Source organism: Streptomyces sp. NEAU-YJ-81, from assembly GCF_017592595.1.
In the GTDB taxonomy this organism is placed as follows: domain Bacteria; phylum Actinomycetota; class Actinomycetes; order Streptomycetales; family Streptomycetaceae; genus Streptomyces; species Streptomyces hygroscopicus_B.
Genome location: NZ_JAGFNO010000017.1, coordinates 149,692 through 167,356 on the forward strand (window position 1 = coordinate 149,692; position 17,665 = coordinate 167,356).

At 72.3% G+C, this 17,665-nt stretch carries 14 protein-coding genes; 6 read left to right on the forward strand and 8 right to left on the reverse strand.

The window, feature by feature from the left end; genetic code table 11:
* Positions 1-72: 72 nt before the first annotated feature.
* On the reverse strand, positions 73-1,164 hold the full coding sequence (locus tag J5X86_RS30575; protein ID WP_208519930.1) for an SGNH/GDSL hydrolase family protein: 1,092 nt from the start codon (positions 1,162-1,164) through the stop codon (positions 73-75).
* A gap of 142 nt (positions 1,165-1,306) precedes the next feature.
* On the opposite strand from J5X86_RS30575, the gene J5X86_RS30580 reads away from it, so the two are divergent.
* Entirely contained in the window at positions 1,307-2,929 is a 1,623-nt protein-coding gene (locus J5X86_RS30580; protein ID WP_208519931.1) for an NAD(P)/FAD-dependent oxidoreductase, read from the forward strand.
* Here J5X86_RS30580 and J5X86_RS30585 read toward each other — a convergent pair.
* From J5X86_RS30585 to egtA, 5 genes are all read right to left on the reverse strand, one after another.
* Positions 2,919-4,157: a transglycosylase family protein gene (locus tag J5X86_RS30585; RefSeq protein WP_208519932.1), complete on the reverse strand. Its 1,239-nt coding sequence runs from the start codon at positions 4,155-4,157 to the stop codon at positions 2,919-2,921. The two genes, J5X86_RS30580 and J5X86_RS30585, sit on opposite strands and share 11 nt — an antisense overlap.
* A 361-nt stretch (positions 4,158-4,518) precedes the next feature.
* Positions 4,519-5,484 carry an L-histidine N(alpha)-methyltransferase gene (egtD, locus tag J5X86_RS30590; protein WP_078646044.1) on the reverse strand — a complete coding sequence of 322 codons (966 nt, stop codon included), beginning with the start codon at positions 5,482-5,484 and terminating at the stop codon, positions 4,519-4,521.
* Positions 5,481-6,236 (reverse strand): ergothioneine biosynthesis protein EgtC, encoded by a 756-nt coding sequence (gene egtC, locus J5X86_RS30595; RefSeq protein ID WP_208519933.1) that lies wholly within the window; start codon positions 6,234-6,236, stop codon positions 5,481-5,483. The genes egtD and egtC overlap by 4 nt, the downstream gene beginning before the upstream one ends.
* Positions 6,236-7,564, reverse strand: a complete 1,329-nt coding sequence (gene egtB / locus J5X86_RS30600) for an ergothioneine biosynthesis protein EgtB (protein ID WP_208519934.1) — start codon at positions 7,562-7,564, stop codon at positions 6,236-6,238. Before egtB ends, egtC begins: the two co-directional genes overlap by 1 nt.
* On the reverse strand, positions 7,561-8,817 hold the full coding sequence (gene egtA, locus J5X86_RS30605) for an ergothioneine biosynthesis glutamate--cysteine ligase EgtA (protein WP_208519935.1): 1,257 nt from the start codon (positions 8,815-8,817) through the stop codon (positions 7,561-7,563). The genes egtB and egtA overlap by 4 nt, the downstream gene beginning before the upstream one ends.
* Positions 8,818-9,065: 248 nt before the next feature.
* Here egtA and J5X86_RS30610 point away from each other — a divergent pair, with 248 nt between their 5' ends.
* From J5X86_RS30610 to J5X86_RS30630, 5 genes are all read left to right on the forward strand, one after another.
* Positions 9,066-10,070, forward strand: coding sequence for an NADPH:quinone oxidoreductase family protein (locus J5X86_RS30610; protein ID WP_208519936.1), 1,005 nt, complete (start codon positions 9,066-9,068; stop codon positions 10,068-10,070).
* Positions 10,067-11,272 (forward strand): acyl-CoA dehydrogenase family protein, encoded by a 1,206-nt coding sequence (locus J5X86_RS30615; RefSeq protein ID WP_208519937.1) that lies wholly within the window; start codon positions 10,067-10,069, stop codon positions 11,270-11,272. The genes J5X86_RS30610 and J5X86_RS30615 overlap by 4 nt, the downstream gene beginning before the upstream one ends.
* On the forward strand, positions 11,269-12,408 hold the full coding sequence (locus J5X86_RS30620) for an acyl-CoA dehydrogenase family protein (protein ID WP_208519938.1): 1,140 nt from the start codon (positions 11,269-11,271) through the stop codon (positions 12,406-12,408). Before J5X86_RS30615 ends, J5X86_RS30620 begins: the two co-directional genes overlap by 4 nt.
* A gap of 123 nt (positions 12,409-12,531) precedes the next feature.
* A complete protein-coding gene (locus tag J5X86_RS30625) occupies positions 12,532-14,052 on the forward strand; it encodes a GMC family oxidoreductase (RefSeq protein ID WP_208519939.1) in 1,521 nt (506 codons plus the stop codon).
* Between the two features lie 161 nt (positions 14,053-14,213).
* Positions 14,214-14,408 carry a hypothetical protein gene (locus tag J5X86_RS30630; RefSeq protein WP_208519940.1) on the forward strand — a complete coding sequence of 65 codons (195 nt, stop codon included), beginning with the start codon at positions 14,214-14,216 and terminating at the stop codon, positions 14,406-14,408.
* Between the two features lie 37 nt (positions 14,409-14,445).
* Here J5X86_RS30630 and J5X86_RS30635 read toward each other — a convergent pair whose 3' ends face one another.
* A complete protein-coding gene (locus J5X86_RS30635) occupies positions 14,446-15,834 on the reverse strand; it encodes a family 2B encapsulin nanocompartment shell protein (RefSeq protein WP_208519941.1) in 1,389 nt (462 codons plus the stop codon).
* Positions 15,835-15,905: 71 nt separating this feature from the next.
* Complete coding sequence (locus J5X86_RS30640; RefSeq protein ID WP_208519942.1) at positions 15,906-17,318, reverse strand: family 2B encapsulin nanocompartment shell protein; 1,413 nt, start codon at positions 17,316-17,318, stop codon at positions 15,906-15,908.
* Positions 17,319-17,665 lie beyond the last annotated feature (347 nt).

Here is a 17,665-nt window from a genome sequence, read left to right on the forward strand (position 1 = left end):
TCCTTGCGGGCGATGCGGGCGATGCGGGCCGCGGGCGAAGGGGCGGCGGCTCTCGTATCGCCGTCGTAGCCGCTACTCCGCCGCGGTCATCAGTATCGGCACACAGCGGGCCCGGTGCAGCAGGGTGGTGAAGCGCGAGGCGAGGACCGGATGGCCGGCGGCCGCGGGATGCAGGCGGTCCGAGCCCTCGGGCTCCAGCATCAGCCGCGTACAGGCGGGGCCGAACACATCGGGGCCGTGGAGGTAGTGCAGCCGCGTGTCGCCGTGGTCGCGCAGCAGCGTCACGGCCCGGCGTATGTGCGCCCGGCACTCGCGCATCGTCATCCCCGAAGGGCCCGGCGCCTCCTCCCGCTCGGGTGCGGTGATCGTGGACATCACGGCGAACGGGGTCGTGGGGTGGCCCTCGCGCACGGTGCGCACGAAACCGACGAGCGCCGAGACCAGCGCGTCGCGGTTATGGCTGCCGAGCGCCTGGACGTTGACCCCGACGCAGAGGGTGAGGAGATCGGCAGGCAGGTCCCGCATCAGCCGCGCGGTCATGGGCTCCAGACAGCTCGACGCGCCCAGGGCCAGCGAGGTGAGATCCCACCCGGCCCGCCGGGCCACCAGGGCGGTCCAGGTCCGGCTGGGGGACGCGGCGCCGCGCCCCTGAGAGATGGAGCTGCCGCAGTGGACCCAGCGCGGCTGCCGCCCGGGGGCCTCGCCTTCCAGGGCCGCGCCCGCCTCCACGGACAGTCCGCGCAACCGGAACTGATGGTAGAAGGGCAGCCACAGCTCGACCGTCGCCATCCGCCCCGGCAGGCCGTCGCACCGGAACTCCGCGTCCCCGCCGTGGGTTTCCAGCTCCACCGTGGCGGCCGGTCGCCCGTCGCACAGCACATCGAGGCGGGCCCGCTCCTCGGGCCCGTTCAGCCTGGGCGCGGGGTCGGCCTGGTAGCGGCAGACGAGCGAGGCGCTGTCGGTGCGCAGCGTCACCCGCACCCCGGACGGCATCGCGGCCCGGCCCAGCCCGCCCCCGGGGAGGTGCAGCGCCGCCTCCTCGCGCGGCAGCCGCCAGGGGGCGGTCCACCCGGGGCCGCGCTGCAGCGACACCGCGCCCGGGTAGCGCAGCCGGGGATCGTCGTGGGGGATGTCGAGCTGGGCGCGGACGGGGTGGGTCTGCATGGGCGCGAGTCTGGCACCCCCCTACGACACCCCTTCTACGACACCGCCCTGCGGCCTTCGGCCCGCCCCGCGTTCTTCGCATAGCATGCTGAATCCGGGCATACGGGCCCTGTTGTGTGACGGTCGGCAGGAGGGACACCAGATGGCCGAGGCGGACGCCGTCATCGTCGGGTCCGGTGTCAATGGCCTCGTCGCCGCGGCGGAGCTGGCTCTGGCCGGATGGTCCGTCGTCCTGGTGGAACGCGAGCCGAACATCGGCGGGTTCATCGCCACCGAGGAGCGCACCCTGCCCGGCTATCTCCACGACACCTACTCCTCATGGCATCCGTTGTTCGTCTCCGGCCCGGCGTACGCGCGTCTCGGGGAGCTGCTGCACCGCCATGGGCTGGAGTACCGCAACACCGACGAGTGGGTCACCGCCAGCGTGGCCGACGACGGCCGGGTCACCCTGGCCCACCGCGATCCGCGGCGCACCGCCGAGGGTTTCGCGCACGATGAGGACAGGGCCGCGTATCTGGCCGCGCTCGGCCGACTGGGCGACAACATGGCGGCGATCAGCGGCCTGATGAACGGTGAGCTCCGCTCGCCGGCCGTCTTCCGCCCCGCGTCCGCGCTGCTCCGTGGCGGCGGGCGGCGGGGGGTGGAGCGGTGGGTGCGCTCGGTGGCCGCCAACGGCCGTGGATACACCCGTGCGGAGTTCCGCGGGGACGAGGTGGACCATCTCTTCGCCCCATGGCTGCTGCACGCGGGGCTGTCGCCGGACCACGCGTCGGGCGCGTTCGTGATGACGTTGCTGGCCGCCGGCCTGCATGGCGTCGGGGTGCCGGTGGTGGCCGGGGGTGCGGGCCGGTTCCTGGACGCCTTCAAGTCGCTGCTGGCGACGACGGGGGTACGGGTGGAGACCGGCACCCGGGTCGACCGCATCCTCGTCGAGCAGGGGCGCGCCGTAGGAGTGGCGTCCGGCGGCCGGGTCTTCCGCGCCCGCCGCGCCGTCCTCGCCTCGGTGACGCCCACCGCCCTGTACGGCACCCTCCTGCCGGAGGGCTCGGTCCGGCCTGAACTGCGGGACGAAGCACGGCGATTCCGCTACGGCCGCGCCGCGATGCAGATCCATGTGGCGCTGTCCCGGCCGCTGGGCTGGCGCGACGCGCGTCTGAACACGATCCCGGTCGTGCATCTCTCCGACGGGTCCGGCAGCACCGGTATCGCCTGCGCCGAGGCCGAGGCGGGCCTTCTGCCCCGGCGGCCCACGGTGGTCGTCGGGCAGCAGTACGTCCTGGATTCCAGCCGGGTGCCGCCCGGGGCCGCCGCGCTGTGGCTGCAGTTGCAGGAGGTGCCGTTCACCCCGCGCGGAGACTCGGCCGGTGAGCTGGACACCGCTCAGGGCTGGACACCGGAGCTGGCCCAGGGCTACGCCGACCGGGTCCTGAGCCGGATTGCCCGGCACGCCCCGGATCTGCCCGGCAAGGTCCTCGCCGTCGATGTCATCGCGCCCCCGGACCTCACCCGCCGGAACCCCAACGCGGTCGACGGCGACCCGTACGGTGGCTCGCTCGAACTCGACCAGAGCTTTCTCTGGCGCCCGCTGCCCTCCTCCGGACGGCATGCGACCGACATCCGCGGGCTCTGGCACATCGGCGCGTCCACACACCCGGGGCCGGGGCTGGGCGGCATCTCCGGGCACACGGTGGCCACCACGCTCACCACAGGGGCCCGATTCGCCCGCCTGCCCCGGCTCTCACCCGGGCGCCGGATCAGAGGCTGACGCCGTGTGACCGCAGATAGGCGAGCGGATTGACGTCCGAGCCGTAGCCGGGGCCGGTGCGGATCTCGAAGTGGAGATGCGGGCCGGTGGCGTTTCCCGTCGAGCCGGAACGGCCGATCTGCTGGCCGCCGTTGACGCTCTGCCCGGCCCGCACCGACAGCTGCGAGAGATGGGCGTACTGGCTGTACTTGCCGTCCGGATGCCGGATGACCACCTGATAGCCGTACGCGTCGCCCCAGCCCGCCGAGACCACGTGGCCCGTGCCCACGGCCTTCACCGAGGTGCCGATGCCGACGGGGAAGTCCACGCCCGTGTGATAGCCGCTCGACCAACTGGAGCCGGCCGCCCGGTAGGCGGTGCTCGGGTTGACGCCGTTGACGGGGGCGGTGAAGCCCGAGGAGGCGACGCGCTTGGTGTTCTGCTCCCGGCTGTTGTGGGGCTTCTCGGCCTTCGGCTGCGGCGCGGGCTTCGCCTTGGGCTTCGGCTTGGGCTTCTCCTTGGTCTGGTGGTGGCGCTCGGGTTCCGCCTTGGGCTTGGCGGTGGCCTTACCGCCCTTCAGAGAGAGCTTCTGGCCGGGGTAGATCAGATCCGGATCGCCGCCGATCGCCTCGCGGTTGCTCTCGTAGAGCGCCTCCCAGCCGCCGGTGACATCGTGGGAGTCGGCGATACCGGACAGCGAGTCGCCGCTGACGACCACATAGCGGCCGGACTTCGTGGAGTTGTGCCCCGGGAGGCTGGTGGGTGTGGGCTTGCTCGCCGCCGCCTGCTGGGCCTTCTCGGGCCGCTGTGCCTTCTTGACCGGGGCGGCGGACGTCTTGATGATCTCCGGCGCACTCTGCGGCGCCGCGTCGCCCCGCGTCAGCCCGGCCTTCCCCGAGCACACCGGCCAGGCGCCGGGACCCTGGCCGTCGAGCACCTTCTCCGCGATCGCGATCTGCTGGTCCTTGGTGGCCAGATCGGCCCGCCCCGCGTAGGCGCTGCCGCCGTACGCCTCCCATGTGCTCTGCGTGAACTGCAGCCCGCCGTAGAAGCCGTTGCCGGTGTTGATGTCCCAGTTGTCGGTGGACTCGCACTGGGCGACCTTGTCCCAGGTCTCACCCGAGGCCGCGGACGCGCCCGCGGCGCCGATGAGCGGAAGGGCGATTCCGGCGCCGCCCGCCGTGACGCTCAGTGAGGCACGGGAGATGCGGTTGGGCTTGTAACGGCGGTGGCGTCCCCGTAAGGGCATGGACGGCTCCTTCTCGTGCTGCCGGGTGCGGCGCGCTGCCGGGCGGGCCAAAGATAAGGGGGCCGATTTGGCCACAACAAGAGGGGGATCGCCTAGAAAGAGGGCCACAGCGCGCTGTGCTGCGGCCCTCTTCCGCTTATGTGATGTGCATCACACAATTTCTGTCGGTGGTTCGAGCGGGACGCAGGGTGACGGACTGTCCCGGCTGCCAGGCGAACGACACGGCGGCGGGCGCCGCCGATGCGGCGTCGCGCACCGCGAGCGCGCCGAGCCGCCACCACATCGCCTCGCCCCATCCGTGAACGTGCCGCCGCCCGGGGCGGAGGCCCCGGGCGGCAGCGTGCGGTGATCTGTCGAGCGGTCAGCGGCGGACGGCCAGCGACACCGCGAAGCGGCCCTGCGCGTCGGTCCACCAGCGCCGCGAGTCCATCCCCGCGGCGGCCAGTTCGGCCCGCACCTTCTCCTCCCGGAACTTGCTGGACACCTCCGTACGGACCTCCTCCCCGGCCTCGAAATGGACCGCGAGATCCATGGCGGGGATCTTCGCCGTGAGGTCCTTACGGGCCCTCAGCCGCATCTCGATCCACTCCTCCTCGGCGTTCCACACCGCCACGTGGTCGAAGTCGGAGGGGTCGAAGTCGGCGCCCAGTTCGCGGTCGAGCACCGCCAGCACGTTCTTGTTGAACGCCGCGGTGACCCCCTGTGCGTCGTCGTAGGCGGAGACCAACGTGGCCTCGTCCTTGACCAGGTCGGTGCCGACCAGCAGCGCGTCGCCGGGCTCGAGCAGATCGCTCACCGAGGCGTAGAAGGCGGCCCGCTCGGCCGGCAGCAGATTGCCGATCGTGCCACCGAGGAAGGCCAGCAGCCTTGGACCCGGGGTGTCGTCGGGCAGCGCGAGCCCGTTCATGAAGTCGGCGACCAGCGCGTGCACCGTCAGCCGTGGATGCTCGGCCAGCAGGGCCTCCCCGGCCAGTTCCAGTGCGCTCTCGCTCACGTCGACGGGGACGTAGACGCGCAGATCCGGCAGCGCCCGGATCAGATGGCGGGTCTTCTCGGAGGAGCCGGAGCCCAGTTCGACCAGGGTGCGGGCCCCGGTGGCGTCGGCGATCTCCGCCGCGCGGGCGATGAGGATCTCCCGTTCGGCACGGGTCGGGTAGTACTCCGGCAGCCGGGTGATCTCTTCGAAGAGCGCGCTTCCCCGGGCGTCGTAGAACCACTTGGGCGGAAGTTGTTTGGGGGTGCTGGTCAGCCCGTCGGCCACATCGGCGCGCAGGGCGGCCGCGGTGGCATCGGCGGGCAGGGTGCGGGTGACGGTGAAGGGGCTCAACGGGAAGCCTCCTTAAGGGCGGTGAGCAGTACATCGGTGCGGGTGGCGGTGAGCAGGGTGCGGTCGGGGACCTCCGTCCAGCCGGGGTCCTGGTCGTACGGCTCGGAGGCCACCACCACGGCCCGGTCCGGTTCGGCCAGGTACCACAGGGTGTCGCCCCAGGCGGTGGCGGCGATGGTCTCTCCGTCCATGAGCAGCAGGTTCAGCCGTGAGTCGGGGGACGCGCCGGCGAGCTGCTCGACGGCCTCGGCCAGCGCCTCCGGCGGCTCGTGGCCCAGCCGCAGCCGGCGCAGCACCAGCGCCCAGACGAACGCCGAGTCGCACCGCGCCTCCAGGCCGAGCAGATCCGCGGGCGGCAGGGAGGCGGCGAGGTCCGCGACCGCGTGCGGCCAGTCGCGGATCGCCCCGTTGTGGCTGAACAGCCAGGTCCCGGCGGCGAACGGCGAGGCGCCCGCCTCACCGTCCGCACTCGCCTCGGTGGCGTCCCTTACGGCGGCCATCAGCGCCCCGGTCCGCACCACGCGGGCGAGGTCGGCGAACGACAGATCGCCCCAGATGGGCCCGGCGCGGCGGTAGCGCGCGGGCACCGGGTCGCCCGACGCGTACCAGCCGACGCCGAACCCGTCGGCGTTGACCGTGCCGTGTGCCTGCCGTCGCGGCGCCCACGACTGCCGGAACAGGCTGTGCTCGGGCGCCATGACCACCTCGCCGATGGGGGTCCGTGGCCCGAGATACGCCAGATGCCTGCACATCAGGACGCGTCCCGAGCGGTGCGGAAACCCGAGAAGATCTGGCGGCGGACCGGCAGGTCCCAGTTGCGGAACGTGCCCCGGCAGACGACCTCGTCCACCGCGAAGGAACCGCCGCGCAGCACCTTGTGCGCCGGGCCGAAGAAGACTTCCGAGTACTCGCGGTACGGGAAGGCGCGGAACCCCGGGTAGGGCAGGAAGTCGCTCGAGGTCCACTCCCACACATCGCCGATCAGCTGCCGCACCCCCAGCGGGGAGGCGCCCTTCGGATAGCTTCCCGCCGGTGCCGGCCGCAGATGGCGCTGGCCGAGGTTGGCCTGGTCGGGGGCCGGGTCGGCGTCGCCCCACGGATAGCGCCGGGACCGGCCGCTGTCCGGGTCGTGGCGGGCGGCCTTCTCCCACTCCTCCTCGGTCGGCAGCCGCCGCCCCGCCCAGCGGGCATAGGCGTCCGCCTCGTACCAGCTCACATGCACCACCGGCTCGTTGGGCGGCACCGGCTCGGTCACCCCGAACCGGCGGCGCAGCCACTGCCCGCCCTCGCGCCGCCAGAACAGCGGGGCGGCGAGGCCGTGCTCCTGGATGTAGGCCCATCCTTCGGCCGTCCACCAGCGCCGCTCGGCGTAGCCGCCATCGGCTATGAACCGCTCGTACGCGCCGTTGGTCACCGGTGTGGTGTCGATGTGGAAGGCCGGGACTAGCCGGTGGTGCGCGGGCCGCTCGTTGTCCAGGGCCCAGGGCTCGGTCGAGGTGCCCATCGTGAACGGGCCGCCCGGTATCAGCACCTCCTCGGGCAGCGCCGCGCCGTCCGCCGTGTCGGGCGGCGGCGGGGCGGTGAGCGCGGCGGGTCCGCGGCGAAGCTGGTGGGTGATGAGCATCGTCTCGTCGTGCTGCTGCTCATGCTGCGCGATCATGCCGAAGGCGAAGCCCGCGTCGACCAGCGGGGCGCCGCGCAACTCGATCCGCTCGAGAATGTCCAGCACCCGGCCGCGGACCTCGTGGACATAGCCGCGGGCCTCGGCGGGCGCCAGTAGCGGCAGGGCGGGCCGCTCGGCGCGCGGATGCTCGAAGGCGTCGTAGATCGAGTCGATCTCGGGGCGCAGCGCGTCACGGCCGCCGACCGCGCGCAGCAGCCACTGCTCCTCCTGGTTGCCGATATGCGCCAGATCCCAGACCAGCGGGGACATCAAGGGGGAGTGCTGGGCGGTGAGGTCGGGCTCGTCCACGCACGTGGTGAGGGCGTGGGTACGGTCGCGCGCGGTGCGCAGTGCCAGCTCGGCGCGCCGGCGCAGCGCCTCGGGATCGATCGTGAGGTCGGAATCGGGGGCGGTCATGGCCGTCCCTCCTTACCGGTGAGAGGAGCGAGCAGATCGTCGGCGGGACATCGGCCGCGGGCCACATAGCGGTCGGTGAAGGCGGCGACGGCGGCGGTGATGGCGGGGGAGGCGCCGATGCGGGGCAGCGCGTCCAGCGCCGTGGCGAAGCAGCTGACGGCGGCGGCGCGCAGCTCGGGTTCGGCCAGACCGTGGCGCGCGGCGGCCCGCCAGAGCCGATTGCCAGGTGCGGGGCGTGCGCCCGCCGTCTCGGCGAGCGGCTTCACCACCCGGTAAACCGTTTCAGCAGCCTGCGGATCGTCGAAGAGGGCGACCGTGACGGCGAGCGGGACGATCCAGCCGTCCTCACCGCTCTGCGCGTCGATCATGCGCAGTTCCAGATGGCCGCGCGGGCGGACAGGGGGAAAGAGCGTGGAGACGTGGAAGTCGAGATCGTCGAGGGTGGGCGGCCGGGGCAGCCCCGTCCGGGCCCACTGGCGGAAGGTCACCCCGGACGGCACCGCCCAGGGCCCCTTCTCGTCCCGGATGGCCATCACGGGCGCGTCCAGCACGTAGTGCGCCCAGGCGGTGCGGGGATCCCCGCCGTCGGGCGGGGCGTGGGTGCGGCCGGGCTCCATCGCCGTCCACACCGCCTGCCGGGTGGAGCGATAGCCCGTGGGGCGGCCCTGGCGCAGCGGCGAGTTGGCGAACGCGGCGGTCAGCACCGCGCCCAGCAGATGGGCGAGCCGCCAGCGCCGTGCCATGCCGAGCGGTCCGGGCTCCTCGTGTCCGGCGTCCACGCAGACCTGCACGGAGGCGGTGCTGCACATCATGGAGCGCCCGGCCGGCCCCCGGCGGTCGAAGTAGGTCTCCATGCATTCGTACCGGGGTGTGGTGAGGAACCGTCTCGGCGCGCGCCAGGGGTCGTGGCCATGGCCGGCCAGGCCGAGGCCGAGCCCGGCGAGAAGAGATCGTACGAGGACCAGATCGGCGGCGGCGGACTCCACACACTCGGTGAGGGAGTCGGCCGGAAGGGAGCTGAGCTCCACCTGGCCGCCGGGTTCGAAGGTGATGGCGGACCGCAATGGCAGTCCGCGCAGGGCGGTGACCGCGGCTTCGAGCCGGGCCGCCTCGATGGGTCGTGCGGGGACGTGCGGGTCGTACAGGAGCCATTCGAGCTCGACTCCGATGCGGCGCGGCGGCCCTGTCTTGAAGCAGATGCCGTGCAGCCGGGCCTCCATCTCGGCCTCGCTGATCGCCTTGTCGTCGGGCACTGTCTCTCTCCCGTCCCGTTCCGGCAACGGCTCGCTGTGAAACGAGCCGATATGTCGCCGTCCACCTTTACCTGCCGACGCACCGGGCTCAAGGGTGCCTCCAGAGTTGCACAAGAGTTCATCCGCCGCCGGGTGGGCCGGGCAGGATGGCTGACGGCCGTGGCGGTTCCCCTGCTCGTACCGACTGGTTAGTATGTGCGCCCGGCGCGGGTAACGCGTCCCGACGATCCGTTTGTGGAGGCCACCGGATGCAGGCATGGCGAGTGCACGACAATGGCGAGCCGGGTGAGGTCATGCGCCTCGACGACGTGCCCGATCCCCAGGCGGGACCGGGACAGCTGCTGCTGCGGGTCCGGGCCGTCGACGTCAACTTCCCCGACGCCCTGCTGTGCCGCGGCCAGTACCAGGTGCGGCCGCCCCTGCCGTTCACCCCCGGTGTCGAGGTGTGCGGCGAGGTCGTCGCCGTCGGCGAGGGCACCGAGGGCGAGGTGGGCTCCCGCGTCCTGGCCACGCCCACGCTCCCCGCGGGCGGCTTCGCCGAGCTGGTGCCCGTGGAGGCGGCGAACGTGCTGCCCGCGCCCGACGCCCTGGACGACGCCGAGGCCGCGGCGCTGCACATCGGCTACCAGACCGGCTGGTTCGGCCTGCACCGCAGGGCCCGCCTCCAGTCCGGCGAAACGCTCCTGGTGCACGCCGCCGCGGGCGGGGTCGGCAGCGCCGCCGTCCAGCTCGGCAAGGCGGCCGGGGCGAGGGTGATCGGGGTCGTCGGCGGCGACGACAAGGCCCGGGTCGCCCGCGAGCTCGGCTGCGACCTCGTCCTCGACCGGCGCGCCGATGACATCGTGGCGGCCGTCAAGGAGGCCACCGGCGGACGCGGCGCGGACGTCGTCTACGACCCGGTCGGCGGCGACGCGTTCGTCAAGTCCGTCAAATGCGTCGCCTTCGAGGGCCGCATCGTGGTCGTCGGCTTCGCCAGCGGCGTCGTCCCCCAGGCCGCCCTCAACCACGCCCTGGTCAAGAACTACGCCATCCTCGGCCTTCACTGGGGCCTGTACAACACCCACGACCCGGCCGCGGTCCTCGCCTGCCACGAGGAGCTGACCAAGCTCGCCGCACAGGGCACCGTCAAGCCGCTGGTCAGCGAGCGCGTACCGCTGGAAGGCGCGGCCGACGCCGTGCAGCGCGTCGCCGACGGCGTGACCACCGGCCGTGTGGTGGTCGTCCCCGGGCAGTCCGCCGGAGGCGCCCGATGAGCGCCGCCGGGCAGCACCCCGCCGTGGACGCCGACGAGCTGCGCCGCCGCGTCCGCGACCTCCTGGACGCCCATCCGCCCGCCACCACCGACCCCCTGGACTTCCTGCGCGCCCGCTTCGACGCCGGACTCGCCTGGGTGCACTACCCGGCCGGACTCGGCGGCCTGGACGCCCCGCGCCCCCTGCAGGCCGTCGTCGACGCCGAGCTGGCGGCCGCCGGCGCACCCGACAACGACCCCCGCCGCATCGGCATCGGCCTGGGCATGGCCGCCCCCACCATCCTCGGCTTCGGCACCGACGAGCAGCGGCAGCGGCTGCTGCGCCCGCTGTGGACCGGTGAGGAGGTGTGGTGCCAGCTGTTCAGCGAGCCCGGCGCCGGATCCGACCTCGCGGCCCTGGCCACCCGGGCCGTGCGCGACGGCGAGGACTGGGTGGTCGACGGACAGAAGGTCTGGACCTCCAGTGCCCATATCGCCCGCTGGGCCATCCTCATCGCCCGCACCGACCCCGACCAGCCCAAACACCGCGGCATCAGCTACTTCATCTGCGATATGACCGACCCCGGGGTCGAGGTGCGGCCACTGCGCCAGATCACCGGCGAGGCGGAGTTCAACGAGGTCTTCCTCACCGGTGTGCGGATCCCCGACAGTCGGCGGCTCGGCGAGATCGGCGAGGGCTGGCGCGTCGCCCAGACCACCCTGATGAACGAGCGGGTCGCCATCGGCGGCGGCCGCATCCCCCGCGAGGGCGGCATGATCGGCCTGGTCGCCGACACCTGGCGCGAACGGCCCGAACTGCGCACCCACGACCTCCACCAGCGGCTGCTGCGGCTGTGGATGGAGTCCGAGGCGGCCCGGCTCGCGGGCGAACGGCTGCGCCAGCAGCTCGCGGTCGGCCAGCCCGGCCCCGAGGGCTCGGCCATGAAACTCGCCTTCGCCCGCCTCAACCAGCACATCAGCGCGCTGGAGGTCGAGCTGCTGGGGGAGGAGGGGCTGCGCTACGACGACTGGACGCTGCGCCGCCCCGAACTGGTGGACTTCACCGGACGCGAGGCCGGCTACCGCTATCTGCGCGCCAAGGGCAACTCCATCGAGGGCGGCACCTCGGAGGTGCTGCTCAACATCATCGCCGAACGCGTCCTGGGCCTGCCGCCCGAGCCGCGGACCGACAAGGACGTCCCGTGGAAGGACCTGCCCCGATGAGCACCCCGGACCTGCTCTACTCCGAGGCGGAGGACGATCTGCGCGCGGCCGTACGGTCGCTGCTCACCGACCGCTGCCCGCCCGCCACGGTGCTCTCCCAGGCCGAGAGCGGCCGGGCCCACGACGTCGCGCTGTGGGGCGCGCTCGGCGCCGAAATGGGCACCGCCGGACTGCTGGTGCCCGACAAGCTCGGCGGCCAGGGCGCCACCGCGCGCGAGGCGGCCGTCGTCATGGAGGAGCTGGGCCGCGCCGTTGCCCCCGTGCCCTACCTCACCAGCGCCGTCCTCGCCGCCGGTGCCCTGCTCGGCTGCGACACCGACCAGGAGCCGGTGGCCCGGCTGCTCGGCGCGCTCGCCGAGGGCCGCACGGTCGGCGCCCTCGCGGTGCCGCTGTCCACCGTGGCCGGTGTGCCCGGCGCACCCGCCGCGACCGTACGGGCCGACGGCGACGGAACGCTCAGCGGCCAGGTCTCCGGGGTCGCGGGCGCGGCGGGCGCCGATGTGCTGCTCGTCCCCGCCGCCGGCGCGGAGGGATACGGGCTGTACGCCGTGGAGACCGCCGAGACCAGCGTCACCGTCGAACCCCTCACCTCGCTCGACCTCACCCGCCCGCTCGCCGCGGTGACCCTCACCGGCGCCCCGGCCCGCAGGCTGGCCGGGCCCGACCGGGCCGCGGCGGTCATCGGGCGGGCGCTGCTGACCGGGGCCGGGCTGCTCGCCTCCGAGCAGTTGGGCGTGGCCGAATGGTGTCTGACCGAGACCGTCCGCCACACCAAGGAGCGCCATCAGTTCGGGCGCCCCATCGGCTCGTTCCAGGCGCTCAAGCACCGCATGGCCGCGCTGTGGCTGGAGCTGGTCTCGGCGCGCGCCACCGCCCGCTACGCGGCCGACGCACTGGCCACGGACAGCCCGGACACACCGGTCGCGGTGGCCGTGGCCCAGGCGCACTGCGCCGAGGTGGCGGTGCGCGCGGCCGAGGAGTGCGTCCAGCTGCACGGCGGCATCGGCATGACCTGGGAGCACCCGGCGCATCTGTATCTCAAGCGGGCCAAGAGCGATGAGATCGCGCTGGGCACCCCCGGCCGCCACCGGCAGGCGCTCGCCGGGCTGGTGGATCTGGCGGCCCCCACCGGCTGACCGGCCGGATCCGGCGAACCCGCCCCCGTTCCGCGATCACGCCACTAGAGTGCCGAACAACTGTACGGCGCTCTAGTGGCGAACAGCTGTACGACACATCGTGCGAGGCCGGAACGGGGGCACATGATGAGCGAATTCGACTACATCGTGGTGGGCGCGGGCTCGGCGGGCGCGGTGGTCGCGGCCCGGTTGACGGAAGTCCCGGACACGCGGGTGCTGCTGCTGGAGGCCGGGAAGGACGACGCAGCCGAGCAGATCCACGACCCCACCGCGTGGTTCACCCTCATCGGCGGTGAGCACGACTGGGGCTACACCACCGTCCCGCAGCCGGGCCTCGCCGGACATCCGCAGGCCGCCGCGCGCGGCAAGGTGCTCGGCGGCTCCAGCAGCATCAATGTGATGACCTACGTCCGCGGCCACCTCGGCACCTTCGACGCGTGGGCCGCCGACGGCTGCACCGGCTGGGACGCCGCGTCGGTGCTGCAGATCTTCCGCGCCATCGAGCACACCGAGGGCCGTGACCCCCGCTTCCGCGGCACCGGCGGCCCGCTGCGGCTCAGCAGGGCCGACACGCCCAACCCGCTGACCGCCGCCTTCCTCGACGCCGCCAAGGAACTCGGCCACCCCTTCAACGACGACTTCAACGGGGCGGAGAGCGACGGCGCCGGACGCCATGAGTGGACCATCCACGAGGGGCGCCGCCAGAGCACGGCGGTCGCCTATCTCGATCCGGCGATGGACCGCCCTCACTTCACCGTCCGCACCGAGGCCCACGCGCACCGGCTGCTCTTCGAGGGCACCCGCTGCGTCGGCGTCGAATACGCCGGCTCCGGCGGTGTGGCACGGCGGGTGCGCGCGGCGCGGGAGGTCATCGTGTGCGCCGGTTCGGTCGACTCGCCCAAGCTGCTGATGCTCTCCGGGATCGGCCCGGCCGGCCATCTGCGCGAGGTGGGCGTCCCGGTGCTGGTGGACGCCCCGGAGGTGGGGGCCAATCTGCAGGACCACCCCCTGGTCGGGCTGGTCCACGAGGCGGGCACCCCGCTGCCGCCGCCCCCTTTGACCACCGCCGAGGCGGCCCTGTTCACCCGGACCGGCCCCGGGCTGCCCCGCCCCGACCTCGAGGTGTTCCTCTTTCACATCCCCTTCCACCCGAGGCTGCTGCCGTTCCCGCGGAACACCTTCACCCTGACGGCCGCCGCGATGCAGCCCCACAGCCGGGGCACGGTCCGGCTCTCCGGCGCGGACCCCGAGGACCGGCCGCTGATCGACCCCGGCTATCTCAGCGACGGGAGGGACCTCGCCACCCTGGTCCAGGGAGTCGAACTGGCCCGGTCGCTCGCCGCCACCGACGCGCTCGGGGCGTGGCAGCCGCGCGAACTGCTGCCCGGCCCCGGTGTGAGCGGCCGGGACGGCCTGGCCGACTTCGTCCGCGAGAACGCCGGCACCTACTTCCACCACGTCGGCACCTGCCGGATGGGCGGGGACGAGGAATCCGTGGTGGACCCCCGGCTGTGCGTCCGGGGTGTCGAGGGGCTGCGGATCGCCGACGGATCGATCATGCCGTCGATCGTCTCGGCCAACACCAACGCGGCCTGCGTCATGATCGGCGAGATGGCCGCCGAGCTGATCCGCCACGACGCCTGAGACGGCTCGCCACGCCCGCTCACCACCGAGGGGCGATAGCAGGGGAGTAACCGCACAGCAGATCGGCACCCGTATGGAGCACCAGCCGACGGCGGTGCAGGGGCGATTCTGGGCCACACTGACGGCCGGATTCCGATGCTCCGTGGCCGAGGAGGCTCCCCATGGCCATTTCCATCTCCGTGGTCCTGCTGCTTCTGATCCTGACGGTGGTCTTCCTCCGCAGCGGCGGATTGCGCATCTCGCATGCGCTGGTCTGTGTGACGCTGGGCTTCTACCTGGCGAGCAGCAGCGTGGCGCCCACCATTTCCGAGGGGCTCGCCGCCACCGCGGACGTGGTCAGCAGCGTCCACCCCTGACCCACGCCCGCGGCGACCGGCCAATCCCAGCCCGGGCTCAGCGGCCGATCTCGACGTCCTCCAGCACACCGACCGCATCGGGCACCAGAATCGCCGCCGAGTAGTAGGCGGAGACCAGATAGGACGTCACGGCCTGCTCGCTGATGCCCATGAACCGGACGTTCAGACTGGGCTCGTACTCGTCCGGGATACCGGTCTGATGCAGACCGATGACCCCCTGGCTCTCCTCCCCGGTGCGCATCGCCAGGATGGAGCTGGTGCCGGACTCGCTGATCGGGATCTTGTTGCAGGGCAGCAGCGGAACCCCGCGCCACGCCCGCACCGCGACCCCGGCCACCTCGATGCCCTGCGGATACAGACCACGGTCGCTGCACTCACGCCCGAAGGCGGCGATGGTGCGCGGATGCGCCAGCAGATACTGGGTCTTGCGGCGCCGCGCCAGCAGCTCATCGAGGTCGTCGGGGGTGGGTGGTCCGCTGCGGGTGTGGATGCGCTGGGAGAGGTCGGCGTTGTGCAGCAGGCCGAATTCGCGGTTGTTGACGAGCTCGTGTTCCTGGCGTTCGCGCAGGGCTTCGATGGTGAGGCGGAGCTGCTGCTCGACCTGGTTCATGGGCTCGTTGTAGAGGTCGGCGACGCGGGTGTGGACGCGGAGCACGGTCTGGGCCACGCTCAGCTCGTACTCGCGCGGCGCCAGCTCGTAGTCCACGAACGTGCCCGGCAGGACCGGCTCGCCCGCGTGGCCGGACGCGACGGCGATATCGGCCTCACCGCGCCGGTTCTGAGCGGGTGTGGACCGCTCCGAAAGCCCCTGGAGATGGTCGCGCAGCGCATCGGAGCGGTCGGCGGCCTCCTGGACGACGCGGCGGGGGAGAGTGAGCACCGTGGTCCGGGTGACGGCCCGGACGCTGAACTCCCAGGCGTGCTCCGGACCGGTCAGCACCGCGTCGCCGAAGTACTCCCCGTCGGCCAGCACCGCCAGCGTGGTGCCCTCGTCATAGGCGCCGGGGGCGACCTGGCGGACCTTGCCGTGGGCGATCAGGAACACCTGGTCTGCCGGGCGGCCCGCCTCCACCAGCACATCCCCGGGCGCGTACTCACGCTGAACGCACCCGTCGGCCAGCGATTCCAGTACGGCGGTGTCCCCGAAGCCGCGCAGCGTCGGCAGCTCGCCCAGCTCCGGTGGGATGACCCGCACCTGCGATCCGGTGCTGATGAACTCCACCCGACCGTCTCCGACCGTGTACGTCAGTCGGCGGTTCACCCGGTACGTACCGGCCGACACCTGCACCCAGGGGAGGACGCGCAGCAGCCACCGGGAGGAGATGGCCTGCATCTGCGGAACGGACTTGGTGGTGGTCGCCAGATTACGTGCGGCGGCCGTGCCCAGACTCAGCGGCTGCTCACCGGACTCCACGGAAGTGGTCATAAGTGCTCATCACCCATTTCGGTAGATCTTCGGGAAGGTATGCGAAGGCCACGGGCCCGGTCGGGCGGGCGTCAGAGTCCGATTTCCACGTTCTCCAGAATTCCGAGCGCGTCCGGGACGAGCACGGCCGCGGAATAGTAGGCGCTGACGAGATACGAGATGATGGCCTGCTCGCTGATTCCCATGAACCGCACCGAGAGGCTCGGCTGGTATTCGTCGGGAATTCCGGTGCGGTGCAGTCCGATGACCCCCTGGTTCTCCTCCCCGGTGCGCAGGACGAGAATCGAGGTCACCCCGCTCCGGGACACCGGAATCTTGTTGCACGGGAAGATGGGCACGCCCCGCCAGGCCGGCATCGCATGGCCGTTCACCTCCGTGGGCTGCGGGGAGATGCCACGGCTGTTGAACTCGCGGCCGATGGCCGCGATGGCGCGCGGATGCGCCAGGATCAGCCCCGGGTCCTTCCAGACGGTGGCCAGCAGCGCGTCGAGGTCGTCGGGGGTGGGTGGTCCGCTGCGGGTGTGGATGCGCTGGGAGAGGTCGGCGTTGTGCAGCAGGCCGATCTCGGGGTTGTTGACGAGCTCGTGTTCCTGGCGTTCGCGCAGGGCTTCGATGGTGAGGCGGAGCTGCTGCTCGACCTGGTTCATGGGCTCGTTGTAGAGGTCGGCGACGCGGGTGTGGACGCGGAGCACGGTCTGGGCCACGCTCAGCTCGTACTCGCGCGGCGTCAGTTCGTAGTCCGCGAACGTGCCCGGCAGGACCGGCTCGCCCGAATGTCCCGAGGCCAGCGCGATGGCGGCCTCCCCGTGCTCGTTCTGCTCGGCCTCCGGCGCCGAGCGCACCCCCTCCACATGCGCCCGCAGTCGCGGTGAACGGTCCAGCTGCTCCTCGAACTCCTGCCGGGGCATGGCCAGCACCGTGCAGGACGTCACGGCCTTCACGGTGATGCCCCAGGTGCCCGCCTCGGCGGCGGTCAGCTCCGGCTCCCCGATGTGGTCCCCGTCGGCGGCCGAGCCGACCACCGCGGGTTCGTCGAACGCGCCCTCGGTCAACTTGTCGACCTTGCCATGGGCGATGAGGAGAAGCTCATCGGCCGGGCGCCCGGCCTCGACCAGCACTTCGCCCGGCGCGAATTCCCGCTGGGTGAAGCGGTCCGCCAGGGCCCCGAGCACCGAGGCGTCCTCGAAACCGCGCAGCAGCGGCAGCTCGCGCAGCTCGACCGGGATGACCCGCACCTCGGACCCGGTGGTGGTGAACTCCACCCGGCCGTCGCCGAGCGTATGGGACGCCCGGCGGTTCACACGATAGGAACCGCCCGGAACCTGCACCCACGGCAGCATGCGCAGCAGCCACCGGGAGCTGAGGCCCTGCATTTGCGGAACGGATTTGGTCGTCGTCGCCAGATTCCGCGCGGCCGCCGTGCCGAGACTCAACTGCGGCTGCGAATTTTCGGTACCGGAACCCGGTTCAACGGACGTCGTCATCGTGAATGCTCACCCATCCCTGTACGGACCTTGAGGACAAATTCCGCTCGAGCAACTGCCAAGCTATCAGCGGACTTTGGGTGGTGCATTCACTCAAAAGAGTGCCTGGGTGATGGTTATGTCGGCGGTCGCGGACGGGTAAACACTCCGAATGCGCGCCGCAGGCCGACGGCCTTCGCGACCGACCCCGCCCGTCCACCCGGCGCCCGCGCACCTGTCGTGCGTCCCCGTATGCGGCCACCGCGGGCCATCGCCTCGCCACCCCGGGAACGGTGAGGAAATGGCCGGGGACCACCCGTGGAACTCTTCGCGCAGCACTGCCCTTTGGGCACACGGCCGCCCGATAC

Coding starts and splice junctions, on each gene's coding strand:
- J5X86_RS30575 (WP_208519930.1), bottom strand. CDS start 1,164: ATGCAGACCCACCCCGTCCGCGCCCAGCTCGACATCCCCCACGACGAT.
- J5X86_RS30615 (WP_208519937.1), top strand. CDS start 10,067: ATGAGCGCCGCCGGGCAGCACCCCGCCGTGGACGCCGACGAGCTGCGC.
- egtB (WP_208519934.1), bottom strand. CDS start 7,564: ATGACCGCCCCCGATTCCGACCTCACGATCGATCCCGAGGCGCTGCGC.
- egtC (WP_208519933.1), bottom strand. CDS start 6,236: ATGTGCAGGCATCTGGCGTATCTCGGGCCACGGACCCCCATCGGCGAG.
- J5X86_RS30640 (WP_208519942.1), bottom strand. CDS start 17,318: ATGACGACGTCCGTTGAACCGGGTTCCGGTACCGAAAATTCGCAGCCG.
- J5X86_RS30610 (WP_208519936.1), top strand. CDS start 9,066: ATGCAGGCATGGCGAGTGCACGACAATGGCGAGCCGGGTGAGGTCATG.
- J5X86_RS30630 (WP_208519940.1), top strand. CDS start 14,214: ATGGCCATTTCCATCTCCGTGGTCCTGCTGCTTCTGATCCTGACGGTG.
- J5X86_RS30635 (WP_208519941.1), bottom strand. CDS start 15,834: ATGACCACTTCCGTGGAGTCCGGTGAGCAGCCGCTGAGTCTGGGCACG.
- J5X86_RS30625 (WP_208519939.1), top strand. CDS start 12,532: ATGATGAGCGAATTCGACTACATCGTGGTGGGCGCGGGCTCGGCGGGC.
- J5X86_RS30580 (WP_208519931.1), top strand. CDS start 1,307: ATGGCCGAGGCGGACGCCGTCATCGTCGGGTCCGGTGTCAATGGCCTC.
- J5X86_RS30585 (WP_208519932.1), bottom strand. CDS start 4,157: ATGCCCTTACGGGGACGCCACCGCCGTTACAAGCCCAACCGCATCTCC.
- J5X86_RS30620 (WP_208519938.1), top strand. CDS start 11,269: ATGAGCACCCCGGACCTGCTCTACTCCGAGGCGGAGGACGATCTGCGC.